The following is a 12,589-nucleotide window of genomic DNA, read 5'->3' on the forward strand; positions in this document are numbered from 1 at the left end:
CGATCAGCGTGGGTCAGTCTCGCCGGGACACGGGAAAAGGATCGGCCACCGATGGAAAAACGCGAAAAGCTCCTCGACTATCTCAAGTGGGTCACCGCCGACCTGCACCGGGCCGAAGCGCGGATAGCGGAGCTGGAGGCGCTCCCGCGTGAGCCGATCGCGATCATCGGGATGAGCTGCCGGTACCCCGGTGGTGTGTCGTCACCCGAGGAGCTGTGGCACCTCGTGTCGAACGGCGTCGACGCCATCGGTGACATGCCGTCGGACCGGGGCTGGGACGTCCTGAGCGGCTACGACCCCGACCCCGACAAGGCAGGCACGTTCTACAACCGCGGCGGTGGCTTCCTCTCCGACGTCAAGGGGTTCGACGCCGCGTTCTTCGGGTCGTCCCCCCGTGAGGCGCTGGCGATGGATCCCCAGCAGCGTCTGCTGCTCGAAACCGGCTGGGAGGCGATCGAGCGCGCCGGAATCGATCCGCGTTCCCTGCGGGGCAGCGCCACCGGCGTGTTCGCGGGCGTCCTCTACAACGGCTACGGGATAGGCGACGAGTCCGAGGCGGGCACCGAGGGCTATCTCATGACCGGTACGTCGTCGAGCGTGGCGTCCGGCCGTATCTCGTACACGCTCGGACTCCAGGGGCCCGCGATCACGCTGGACACCGCGTGCTCGTCGTCGTTGGTCGCGATGCATCTGGCCGCTCACTCGCTGCTGCGCGGCGAGTCGTCCCTGGCGCTGGCCGGTGGTGCGACGGTGATGGCCAACCCGGGTTTCTTCGTCGAGTTCAGCCGGCAGCGCGGCCTGTCCCCGGACGGGCGGTGCAAGGCGTTCTCCAGCTCGGCCGACGGCATGGGTTTCGCCGAGGGTGTGGGGATGGTGCTGCTGGAGCGGCTGTCGGACGCCGAGCGCAACGGGCATCCGGTGCTGGCGGTGCTCCGCGGTTCGGCAGTGAACCAGGACGGCGCGTCGAACGGACTGACCGCGCCGAACGGCATGGCACAGCAGCAGGTGATCCGGCAGGCGCTGGCCAACGCCCGGCTGGCCCCCTCGGACGTCGGTCTCATCGAGGCGCACGGCACCGGAACGCCGCTGGGCGACCCGATCGAGGCGCGGGCGCTGCTGGCGACCTACGGCCAGGCGCACACCGCGCAGCGCCCCGTCCGGCTGGGGAGCCTGAAGTCGAACATCGGTCACGCCCAGACGGCGGCCGGGGTGGGCGGGGTGATCAAGGCGGTCATGGCGCTGCGGCACGGGCTCATGCCGCGCACCCTGTACGCCGAGGAACGCACCTCTGACGTCGACTGGTCGGCGGGCGCGGTCGAACTGCTCACCGAGCCGCTGCCCTGGCCGGAGGACGACCGTCCCCGCCGCGCCGCCGTGTCAGCCTTCGGCGTGAGCGGCACCAACGCGCACCTCATCCTCGAAGAGGCACCCGCCTCAAAACCGGCTACCGCCGACGCGGACGCGGACGCCACCGCCGACGCCGACGCCGATCGCACGCTGCCGGTCATCCCGTGGATGTTGTCCGCGAGGACTCCCGAGGCCCTGCGCGCGCAGGCCGCCCGGCTGGTGTCCTTCGTGGAGTCCGCGGGCGAGGTCGAGGCGCGTGACGTCGCGTACTCGCTGGCGACGGGCCGCACCGCCTTCCCGCACCGGGCCGCGGTGCTCGGCAAGGACGTCGACGACCTCGTCGCGGGCGTGCGCGCCGTCGCCGAGGGCGCTCCCGGCGCCACGACGCCGCACGGAGTGGCCGGTGAGGGCCAGACGGCGTTCCTGTTCACCGGTCAGGGTGCGCAGCAGGCCGGGATGGGGCGTGAACTCGCCGAGACCTTCCCGGTGTTCGCGGATGCCTTCGAGGAGGTGTGCGAGGGTTTCGCCGGGTTGTTGCCGGGGTCGTTGAAGGATGTGGTGTTCGGGGGCGAGGGCCTGGACCGTACGGAGTGGACGCAGCCCGGGTTGTTCGCGTTCGAGGTGGCGCTGTTTCGGCTGCTCGCGTCCTGGGGTGTGACACCGGACTACGTGGCCGGACACTCGACCGGTGAGCTGACCGCGGCGCACGTCGCGGGAGTGCTCTCCCTGCCGGACGCGTGCCGTCTGGTCGCGGCGCGGGGACGGCTGATGCAGGCGCTTCCCGAGGGCGGTGCGATGCTCGCCGTCCAGGCCGCCGAGGACGAGGTGCTGCCGCTGCTGGCCGGACGCGAGTCGGAGGTGGGGATCGCGGCGGTGAACGGCCCCCGGTCCGTCGTGCTCTCCGGCAGCGAGGACGCCGTCTCCTCCCTGGGGCGCACGCTGTCCGAACGCGGCCACAAGGTCAGCCGGCTGAAGGTGAGTCACGCCTTCCACTCGCCGCTGATGGAGCCGATGCTGGCCGAGTTCGGGGCCGTCACGGGCGGGCTCGCGTTCGGGACACCGGCCGTCCGCATGGCCGCGCCGGCGAGTGAGGTGTCCACGCCGGAGTACTGGGTCGAGCACGTACGGCGGCCGGTCAGGTTCGCCGACCAGGTGCGCCGGCTGCGCGATCAGGGCGTCACCCGGTTCGTCGAGGTCGGGCCGGACGCCGTCCTGGCCGCCCTGGGCCGGGAGTGCGTCGACGCCGGGTTCGTCGCGCTGCAACGGCGCGGCCGGCCGCAGGTGCGGACGCTGCTCACCGGCCTCGCCCAGGCTCACGTCCTCGGCACCGGGATCGACTGGCGCGCGGCGTTCGCCGGTACCGGCTCGCGCTGGGTCGACCTGCCGACGTACCCCTTCCAGCGCAGTCCGTACTGGCTCGCCCCGCCGTCGCCTTCGGCGGCATCGGCGCAGGGCGACGGTTGCGAGGCGTGGGGCTATGAGGACCGCTGGCGTCCCTGGGAGGTGCCCTCCGTCTCGGCGCTAGACGGCGTCTCGCTGGTGGTCGTCCCCAAGGGGGTGCCGGCGCAGTGGGCGGAGGCGGTGGTGTCGGGTCTGGGCGCGGCGGTGCCGGTCGAGGTGGATCCGACCGGTGGGGAACAGGCCGTCGTGGACGCGGTGGCGGGTGCGCGGGGCCGTGAGGTGACCGCGGTCGTCTCGTTGCTGGGGCTCGCGGAGGGTGTCGTCGGGTCCGTGCCGGTGGGCCTGGCCGGCACGGTGTGGCTGGTGCGGGCCCTTGCCGGGGCGGGGGTGACGGCGCCTGTGTGGTGTGTGACCCGGGGCGCGGTCGCGGTCGGGCCGCGGGACGAGGTGCGCGCGCCGGAGCAGACCGCGTTGTGGGGGCTGGGCCGGGCCACGGCGCTGGAGTTGCCACGCCGGTGGGGCGGACTGGTCGACCTGCCCGAACAGGTCGACGAGGAGGTCGCCGGGCGGCTTCGGGCAGTGGTGGCCGGTGGCACGGGTGGTGAGGACCAGGTCGCGATACGTCCGGCCGGAGTGTTCACGCGGCGGCTCGTGCGTTCGGCTCCGGGCGCCGGGGAGGGCGGACGTGCGTGGGCGGTGCGCGGAACGGTGCTGATCACCGGCGGCACGGGGGCGCTCGGGGCGTACGTGGCGCGGTGGGCTGTGGCGCGGGGCGCCGAGCACGTCGTCCTGGTGTCGCGGCGCGGCACGGCCGCCGCCGGTGCGGCCGGCCTGCGGAGCGAGTTGGAGGAGGCGGGGGCGCGGGTGACGGTGGCCGCGTGCGACGCGGCGGACCGGGCGGGGCTGGCGGCCGTACTGGGGGCGATTCCCGGCGAGTTCCCGTTGACGGCGGTGGTGCACGCGGCGGGCGTGGGCGACGGGGACGCCCCGGTGGGTGAGATCACCGCCGAGGGGCTGGAGGGGCTGTGGCGGGCCAAGGCGGGCTCCGCGTGGCTCCTGCACGAGATGGTCGGCGAACTGGGCGTGGAGCTGGAAGCGTTCGTGATGTTCTCGTCCGGTGCGGCCAGTTGGGGCAGCGCGGGCTCCCCCGGTTACGCGGCCGCCAACGCGTTCCTGGACGGGCTCGCGGGTTACCGTCGCGGCCGGGGTCTGGCCGCCACCTCGATCGCCTGGGGCACCTGGAGCAGTGACGGCCTGGCCAGTGAGGAGCTGTTGGAACACCTCTCCCGCATCGGGCTGCGGCCGATGGACCCGGCGCCCGCGCTCGCCGCGCTGGAGCGGGCGTTGCTCGACGGTCACACGCTGCTGACGGTCACCGACACCGACTGGCGGCGGTTCGTCCCGGCCTTCACCGCACACCGTCCCAGCCCTCTGCTGGCCGACCTGTCGCAGGACCGGCACGCCCCCGCTTCCACCGCCGACGACGCGACCCCGCCCCTGCTCCGGCAGCTGGCCGGCCTGTCCCACGACGAACAGCACCAGCGGCTCCTGCGCCACACCCACTCCGAGCTGGCCGCGACCCTCGGCTACGACGACCTCACCGCCATCGATCCCGGCCATCCGTTCAAGGAGCTGGGCCTCGACTCCTTCACCGCCGTCGAACTCGGCAACCGGCTGAGCACGGCGACCGGTGTGCGCCTGCCGCCGAGCGCGCTGTTCGACCACGAGAACCTCACGGCGCTGGTCGAGCACCTGCACGCCGAGCTGGTGGGCGGCTCGCTCGCCGCCGCGGGCCCGTCAGGGGCGGTGGTGGACTTCGACGCGGAGATCCGGCTCGCCGCCGACGTGGTTCCCCCCGCCGAGGCTGCCCCGGCTCCCGAGGACGTCCGCGAGGTGTTCCTGACCGGCGCGACCGGGTTCGTCGGGGCGTTCCTGCTCAGGGAGATCATGCGGTCGACCGAGGCGAAGGTCCACTGTCTCGTCCGCGCCGAGACCGAGGCGGCCGGGCTCGACCGGCTGCGCGCCTCCCTCACGGAGTACCGGCTGTGGGACGAGATCGACGCGCGGCGGTTCACGGTCGTCGTCGGCGACCTCTCCCGGCCGGGTCTCGGGCTGACGCCTGAGACGTCCGACGCGCTCGCTCGCACGGTCGACGTGATCTACCACGTCGGCGCCGACGTCAACTGGCTGCGGCCTTACTCGGCGCTGAAGGCGGCCAACGTCACCGGCACCGAGGAGGTGTTGAGGCTGGCCACTCGGTATCGCGCGGTGCCGGTGCACTACCTGTCGTCGACCGGTGTCTTCGCGCGCCGCGCGGAGCACGGTGGCGCGCTGGCGCCGACCGACCCGGCGGGGCCGGGCTCGCAGTTGCTGACCGGGTACACCCAGAGCAAGTACGTGGCGGAACGGATGATCGACATCGCCAGGAGCCGTGGCCTGCCGGTGACGGTCTACCGGGCCGACGCCGTCTGCGGCGACCAGCGCAACGGGGCGTGCCAGACCCGCGACTTCATCTGGCTGAGCCTCAGAGGCGGCCTGCAGGCGAAGGCGCTGCCGTCCGACGCCGACGCGGTGATCGGCATGATCCCGGTGGACTATGTCGCCGCGGCCATGGCGCAGCTCTCCCTGACCCCGTCGGCGGCCGGCCGGACGTTCCATCTGCAGAACCGCAAGCCGGTCAGTTTCCGGGAGATCGCGGACCGGCTCCGCGCGTCCGGCCATCCGCTCGACGACACGGCCTGGGACGACTTCGTGGCGACCGTACGGGCCGATCGCGACAACGCGCTGTTCCCGGTCATCGACGTCTTCAGCGCGCTCATGAGGCTGGGCGAGGCGAGCCATGTCCCCGTCGACGTCGCCGGGACCGAACAGGCCCTCGCCGGATCCGGCATCACCTGCCCCGAGATCGGCCCCGAGCTGATCGACCTGTATGCGCGCTTCTTCGCCGAAACCGGTTATTTCCCGACCGGACGAGACTGATCGCCGGGTGGCGGTCTGCATGGTGTTTTCCCGACGACGGAAGGAACTGCGGGATGGTTGAGAGGAACGACGACGGCCTGTGGATCCGCAGGTTCGCCGACGCACAGGACGCACCGTGCCGGGTCGTGTGCTTCCCGCACGCCGGCGGTGCGGCCAGCTACTTCCTCCCGGTCGCCAGAGCGCTGGCCCCGGGAGCCGAGGTCCTGGCGATCCAGTACCCCGGTCGGCAGGACCGGCGGCACGAGGCGGGCGTCACGTCCCTCGTGGCCCTCGCCGAGACGATCGCGTCGGTGCTGCTGCCGTCGCTCGACCGGCCCACCGTCCTGTTCGGACACAGTATGGGCGCCAGCGTCGCCTTCGAGGTGGCCCGGCGGCTGGAGCGGGCCGGTACGGTGCCCCTCGCCCTGTTCGTCTCCGGACGGGTCGCGCCCACCCGCCTGCGCCGGGAGAGCGTGCACCAGCGCGACGACGCCGGGCTCCTGGCGGAGGTCAAGAAGCTCAGCGGCACCGACGCGCGGGTCTTCGACGACGACGAACTGGTGCGGCTGGTCCTGCCCGCGCTGCGCTCGGACTACCGCGCCGTCGAGACCTACCGCTTCGAACCCGGTCCCCGGCTCCAAACACCCGTCCACGCGCACATCGGCGACACCGACCCCCGGGTGACCCCCGACGAGGCCGCCGACTGGTGCGAGCAGACGAACGGGCGGTTCACCCTGCACACCTACAGCGGTGGCCACTTCTACCTCGACGCCCATCGCGCGCAGGTCGTCCGGGCGATCAGCGAGGTCCTCGTCCCCGCCTGAGCGCCCTTCACGGTCCTTCCGGCTCCCTGAGGGAGCCCGGTTGGTGGCCCGCCCATACGGCGAGTTCGGTGCGCGACCGCAGGCCGAGCTTGCGGCGCACGCCGGTCAGGCGGTAGGCGACCGCGCGCGGTGAGATCCGCAGCCGCCGCGCGATCTGCGCGTTGGTCAGCCCGTGCCCGATCAGTGTGAGCAGGTCGCGTTCCCGTTCGGCGAGGAGCGGAAGTGCCGTCGGGTCGTCCTCGGAGGACCCGCGCGGCCGGACGTAGGACACCATGTCCTGGAGGGTCGCCCGGGCCGCTGCCGCGCCGATGCGCCGGATCTCCCGTGCGTCGAGTTCGGCGCGGGCCCGCTCCAGAGTCGTCCTCACCAACTGGTCCCAGCCCGGCGCGGGGAGAGGGGCCGCGGCGCGGAGGCGGAGCGCCGCGCCGCCGATGTAGAGCCCCTGTGCCGCGTAGCCGTCCGTCACGGATGCGACGGCGAGGCCCTCCAGCATGAGGGCGGTGGCCCAGGGGTGTGCCTCGGCCGCGTCGAGGCCCTCGGTGAAGCGCGCGCGAGCGTGTTCGACGTCGCCTCGTACGACGGCGGCGTGACCGGCCAGGTGCAGGGCGAGCAGCAGCGTCGGGCGGGGGCCCGGCACCCGGAGCGACTCGACGGCCTTGGCGGCCAGGACGCCGCCGCGGTGGCCGTCGCCGAGGGACAGGGCGCCGGCCGCCAGCCGGTACAAGCACGCGCCGGCCTGCCCGGTCTGCCCGGCCGCGCGGTGCATGGCGAGGCTTTCCTCCAGGCAGTGTCTGGCGGGGGTGAGTTCACCTGCCGTGGAGTGGGCGACACCGAGTTCGAGCAGCGCCCGGGCCAGCAACGCCGGCCGGCCCTGTGCGCGCGCGGCTTCGACAGCGTCCAGCGCGTACGTCAGGGCGCCGGCCGGGTCGCCGACCCAGTTGGCGAGAGCGGCGCACTCCGTCAGCAGGGGGCCCGCCCACGGGGAGGCCGGGGGGAGGCCGGTGCGCGCGGACCGTACGAGGTCGTAGTCGGTCTGCCGGACGTGTCCGTGGCGAAGGAGGCAGCGGCCGAGAGCGACGGCGAGCGGCGCTTTCCATTCAGGACGGCGCTCTCCTGCCCAGGCGCATGCCTCCAGCAGGGTGTCGCGGTCGGCCGCGATGTGCGGTTTGGTACTGCCGTTCCGTTCCATGTCGCGGACGAGCGCGGCGATCCACCGGTCGCGTACGTCGGTTTCCTCGCCCTCGGCGGCGAGGACTTCGCGGCCGAAGGCGCGTACGACGTTCAGCTGGCGGTATCGTCCGTCGGCGGCGTGGACGAGTGAGGTCGTCGTGAGGCGGGCGAGGAGGGCTGCGACCGCGTCCTCGGGGACGTCGGCGCCCGCGCACACGGCCGTCGCGTCGGACAGGTCGAACTCGGTGCCCAGCACGGACAGCCGCCGCAGCACCGCCTGTTCACCCCCGCCGAGCAGGCGGTAGCTGCGCCGGAGCGCCTCGCGCGGGCCCCGGGAGCGGCCGGGCGGGGTCCGGGCGGGCCCGCTGAGCAGGCCGATGCCGTCGCCGAGCCGTTCGAGGATCTCTCCCGGCGTGAAGAACCCGGTTCTGCGCGCGGCGCACTCGATGGCCAGCGGCAGTCCGTCGAGGTGCGCGCACAGGCGTGCCACGTCGTCCTCGTTGGTTCCGTCCAGGGCGAAGGAGGGGTCGGTGGCGCGGGCCCGCTCGACGAAGAGCTGGACGGCGGCGCTGACGGGCGTGTCCCGGTCGGCCCGCCCGGTGGTCCGCAGGGGGCTCAGCGCCAGCGTCGTCCCGTCGGGGAGCCGTACCGGTTCCCGGCTGGTGAGGAGTGTCGTCGCGTGCTGCCACCGGCACGACAGGTAGGCGACCAGTTCGGCGGCGGCGTCGAGGGCCTCGTCGCAGTTGTCCAGGAGCACGAGTGCGGGGTGTCGTCCGAGGCCGAGCACTCCGGCGATGTCGGCGCGGGCGTCGGCGGGCTCCGGGACGGCGTCCAGGTCCAGGTGCCACACTCCGCCCGGGTAGGACTGCCTGGTCCGGTGGGCGAGTTCGTGGGCCAGCCGGGACTTCCCCACGCCGGGCGGTCCCACGAGTGTGAGGTGCCGGTGGCTTCGGAGGAGTCGGGTCAGGTGGGCTAGGTCGGCTTCGCGGCCGATGAAGCTGTCGGCCGTGGGCTGGAGGGCGCTGACGCCGCCGATGCCGCCGGTGCGGGCGGTGCGGTCGTTCTTGCGGCGGCGGTGGGCCCGTTGCCGGCACGCGTTGGAGCAGTACTTCGCGGCGGGTCCTGGCCGTCCGGTGGGCAGGGGGCCCGCGCAGGACAGGCACCGCGAGAAGGGTGTCGTCATCACTCACCTGAGGCTCTGGCGGTGAGCCACGTCGCCAGTTCGCAGCGGGAACTCAGGTCCAGTTTGGAGTAGATGCTGGTGATGTGGGAGCCGACGGTCTGTTCGGAGATCTGTAGCCTCGCCGCGACGCCGCGGTTGGTGAGGCCGGCCGCGACGGACTCGGCGACCTGGTTCTCCCGGCGGCTCAGCGCCGGGTCGGCGGTGGTGGGGCGTGTGGTGCCGTCGTGCGCGTGATCGAGGAGTTGCTGACGGGTCAGCCTGCGTGACAGTCGTTCGGCGGCGCGGTACTCGCCCGCTTCCAGCAGAGAGCCGGCGATGAGCGGCTTGCCCGCGAAGAGGCTGTGCCACGGGGAGGTGGAGGGTGTGCGTGCGAGTCTTTCCGCCGCTGTCTTGAGGACGATGGCCCGCCGGTGGTGGCCCGTGCTCGCGGCCACGGCCGCGAGGCCGTCCAGGGCGGGCGACAGTTCGTCGTCGGCGGCGCACTCGACGGCCTGCGTGAACATCGACTCGGCGGTCAGGAGGTCGCCCCGGACCAGTGCGGCGGTGCCTGTGGTGCTCAGCGCGAAGGGGATCAGCCGTGTCTCGCCGTACAGGCGGAGCACCGGCAGGGCCTGCTCGGTGCCCTGCTGCGCGCGCTCGTGGTCCGCGCATCGCGTGGCGAGCCAGGCGAGGTACTGGCGGCAGGCGGCGATGCCGGCGTGCTCGCCGCGCGCGGTCAGGGACGTGAGGGCGTCCTCGTAGTGCCGTATCGCCGACTCCACCTCGCCTTCGCGTGCGCGTGCGGCGCCGAGGGCCATCAGCGCCGCGGCGAGGCCGGCGTCGTTCCCGGCCTCTTCCAGCGCCGACACCGCCTGCTCAAGGCCCCTGATCCCGGCCGCCCGCGCGCCCGTGCGAAGCCGCGCCCCGGCGAGATGGGTGAGGAGCACCTCGCGGTGCGGCGTGGCCGGTGACCGGTGCAGCGCCTGTTCCAGGACACGTTCGGCGGCCCGGGAGTCACCGGTCTGTGCGAGGTGCCAGCCGAACATCGCGGCCAGAGGGAGGTGCCGCTCGCGGTCCGTGTCGACGGTCCACCGGACCGCCAGGGCCAGGTACTCGCTGTGTGCGGCGACCCAGTGTGCGGTCTCCTGCGGCACGTACCCCGCCTGGACGAACTCCGTGGCGCGGTCGCTCAGCCAGGCGGTCAGGGCCTGTCGGGCGGCGGGCAGTTCGCCGGCCTCGACGAGGCGCTCGGCTGCGTACCGCCGGACCGTCTCGAACTGCCGGATTCCGCCTCCGGCGGCCGGCGGACATCGGGTGAGCAGCGATTTCGCCGCGAGATCCGCGAGCAGACCGGGCAGTTCGGCCGCCGACACGTCACCGACGGCGCACACCGCCTGCGCGGCGTCGAAGGCGGCGTCCCTGGGCAGTACCGACAGCCTGCGCAGCACCGCCTGGTGACGCGGGCCGAGGAGTCGGTAGCTCCAGTCGGCGACGGCGCGCAGGTTCGCCTGCCGGTGGGCGCCGTCGCCGCGGTACAGGGTGGGCAGGATCTCCTCGACCGGCAGTCGCGGCACCAAGCTCGCGGCGAGCTCGATGGCGAGCGGAAGGCCGTCGAGGTGAGCGCAGAGCGTGCCGACGGCGGTGGCGTCGGCCTCGGTCAGTTCGAAGTCGGGTGCACCGGCGCGTACCCTGTCGACGAACAGGCGGACGCCTTCGGATCTCCGCAGTTCCCGCAGGCTCGGCCGGTGTTCCGGTGGGGGGACCGAGAGGGGTGGCACCGGGACGACCGCTTCGCCGGGCAGGGCCAGGGGCTCCCGGCTGGTGGCCATGACGCGCAGTCCTGGGCAGCGGCTGGTCAGTTCGGCGACGAGCCGGGCGCACGGTTCGAGGGCACGCTCGCACGTATCCAGGGCGAGCACGGCGTGCCGGTCACCGATGGCGGAGGCCAGCCGGTCGACCGGCGTGCCGTCGACCGGTGCGGGGACGATCGCCGCGGCGATCAGTTCGGTGACGGCGGCGCCGTCGGTCGCCGATGCGAGGTCCACCCACCACACGGTGCGGTCGGTGCGTGCGCGTGCGCCGCGCAGGGTCTCCAGCAGCAGGCGGGTCTTGCCGCATCCTCCCGGCCCGGTCAGGGTGACGAGCCGGTGTCCGGCGGTCGCCTGCCGGACCCTGCGCAGCTCGCTCCGGCGGCCGACGAACGAATCCGGTCTCACCGGCGGAGCGCCGTCGGTCGGCCGTACCTCTGGTGGGGCGGGTCGCGAGCTCAGCATGCGGTGAGTAGACCGTCCACGCGCGTGCGGGTTCTCGCTTCGCGGTCCCAACTTCGCGCCCGAACCTGTAACGCGAACCAAAGGACCCGGCCGGATCGGGCTGAGCGGTCAGGCGGACCGGCGGCGCGTGGCGGCGGGCGGCGCGCCCTTCTCGCGGGGGGCGAGCATGCCGGTGCCGAGTTTGTGGACGAGGTAGAGCGCGCTGTGCAGGCGCAACCGGTCCTCGCCCAGTTCGCGCAGGGACTTGCCGAGCAGGTGCTCGGCCTTCCTGACGCGGTACAGGACGGTGTTCTTGGCGACGTAGAGGCGTTCGGCGGTCGCGGCGACGCTGCGCTCCTGTTCGAGGTAGCACAGGACCGTCTCGCGGAGCGCGGCGGTGGATTTGTCATCGGCGGCCAGCGGGCCGAGTTCGCGAACAACGAAGTCCGTGGCCGCGGGCATCTCGTTGCCGAGCAGCAGGAGGAGTTCCAGTGCGCCGTAGTCGCGGACGCCGGCGGGCCGGGTCTCCGCCACCGTCTCCAGGGGTTCGCAGGCGCGGGCCTGGAAGTGGGACTGGCTGAAGCCGGTGATGCCGTCGCCCGGAAGTCCGGAAAACGCCTGGATGTGGGCGGGCACCGAGAGGGGTTTCTCGATGTGCCGGAATGCCGTGGGGCGGGCGGTGCTGCGGCCTCCCCACGCCCACAGCCGGGTGGTGCCGACGGGCAACAGGAGTGTGGAGGAGCAGCCGGCCGCCTCCAGCAGGTTGCGTGCCGTGTCCTTGAGGCCGCCGACGCCGTCGGGTACGGGTTCCTCGCAGGTGAGGATCAGGGCGATGTGGTGCAGCGTCAGGTCGTAGCCGAGGCGCTGCACCGTGCTCGCCAGGTCGACCGGGCGGCCTTCCAGGATCGCGTTGACGAGAGTGATGCGTCCTCGGGCGAATCCGGCGAGCCAGCGCGCTCGGCACTCGGCGAATTCCTTGCCGATGAACAGGGACAGTTGTTCCATGCCGTCGAAGAGATCCGCGGAGAGCCGCCGCATCGCTTCCGGGCGCTCCGCCATGGGCAGCGCGATGGTGCAGGAATCGAAGAATTCCTGCATGAGTTCCGCATGGATGAAGCGTACGCAACGGAGCAGTGGGTCGACCTGCATGCCGAATTCGACACCTTTGCGGATTATGTCCCCGATTTCGTTCTTCAAATTCTCCGGCAGGGTTTCCAGCGCGCCGAGCCGCAACACCCCCCACAGGGAGACCGCTTCGAAAAGCTTGGGATCGACATGTGGACCGAGGTCGTCGGAAGCATGTTTCTCGGCCACCCGGTCGACGAGGACGCGACTCTTCTCCAGAGCCCAGCCCACTGCTTCCGGACCGGCCACGGAAATCGCCTGGTCGAGCAGTGGGGTATTGATGAACGACTGATTCAGTATTTCTTGCTCAAAAGGGCGTAGCAAATGTATCAAAGCACATCCTCCGGCAC

Annotated in this window: 5 protein-coding genes and 1 pseudogene; 3 read left to right on the forward strand and 3 right to left on the reverse strand. The window is 72.6% G+C overall.

Features of this window, described 5'->3' with window-relative positions:
• Positions 1–96: 96 nt before the first annotated feature.
• Both AQJ67_RS50340 and AQJ67_RS43355 read left to right on the forward strand, forming a co-directional pair.
• Positions 97–5,727, forward strand: a pseudogene (locus AQJ67_RS50340) (thioester reductase domain-containing protein); the annotation flags it as partial.
• A 53-nt stretch (positions 5,728–5,780) separates the two neighbouring features.
• Positions 5,781–6,530, forward strand: a complete 750-nt coding sequence (locus AQJ67_RS43355; RefSeq protein WP_062725558.1) for a thioesterase II family protein — start codon at positions 5,781–5,783, stop codon at positions 6,528–6,530.
• 7 nt (positions 6,531–6,537) lie between these two features.
• Here AQJ67_RS43355 and AQJ67_RS43360 read toward each other — a convergent pair whose 3' ends face one another.
• The 3 genes from AQJ67_RS43360 to AQJ67_RS43370 all read right to left on the reverse strand — a co-directional run bounded on the left by AQJ67_RS43360 (position 6,538) and on the right by AQJ67_RS43370 (position 12,212).
• Entirely contained in the window at positions 6,538–8,883 is a 2,346-nt protein-coding gene (locus tag AQJ67_RS43360) for an ATP-binding protein (RefSeq protein ID WP_062725560.1), read from the reverse strand.
• Entirely contained in the window at positions 8,883–11,078 is a 2,196-nt protein-coding gene (locus AQJ67_RS43365) for an ATP-binding protein (protein ID WP_062725562.1), read from the reverse strand. Before AQJ67_RS43365 ends, AQJ67_RS43360 begins: the two co-directional genes overlap by 1 nt.
• A 165-nt stretch (positions 11,079–11,243) precedes the next feature.
• Positions 11,244–12,212 (reverse strand): PucR family transcriptional regulator, encoded by a 969-nt coding sequence (locus AQJ67_RS43370; protein WP_062725564.1) that lies wholly within the window; start codon positions 12,210–12,212, stop codon positions 11,244–11,246.
• Between the two features lie 9 nt (positions 12,213–12,221).
• Between AQJ67_RS43370 and AQJ67_RS48060 the strand changes: the two genes are divergently transcribed.
• Positions 12,222–12,560: a hypothetical protein gene (locus tag AQJ67_RS48060; RefSeq protein ID WP_062725566.1), complete on the forward strand. Its 339-nt coding sequence runs from the start codon at positions 12,222–12,224 to the stop codon at positions 12,558–12,560.
• Positions 12,561–12,589 lie beyond the last annotated feature (29 nt).

Origin of the sequence: Streptomyces caeruleatus, assembly GCF_001514235.1 — a bacterium.
Taxonomy (GTDB): Bacteria; Actinomycetota; Actinomycetes; order Streptomycetales; family Streptomycetaceae; genus Streptomyces; species Streptomyces caeruleatus.

What these genes read in the sequence shown, in the direction of transcription:
- AQJ67_RS43355 (WP_062725558.1), top strand. Translation starts at nt 5,781, where the DNA reads ATGGTTGAGAGGAACGACGACGGCCTGTGGATCCGCAGGTTCGCCGAC.
- AQJ67_RS43360 (WP_062725560.1), bottom strand. Translation starts at nt 8,883, where the DNA reads ATGACGACACCCTTCTCGCGGTGCCTGTCCTGCGCGGGCCCCCTGCCC.
- AQJ67_RS43370 (WP_062725564.1), bottom strand. Translation starts at nt 12,212, where the DNA reads ATGCAGGAATTCTTCGATTCCTGCACCATCGCGCTGCCCATGGCGGAG.
- AQJ67_RS48060 (WP_062725566.1), top strand. Translation starts at nt 12,222, where the DNA reads ATGGATGAAGCGTACGCAACGGAGCAGTGGGTCGACCTGCATGCCGAA.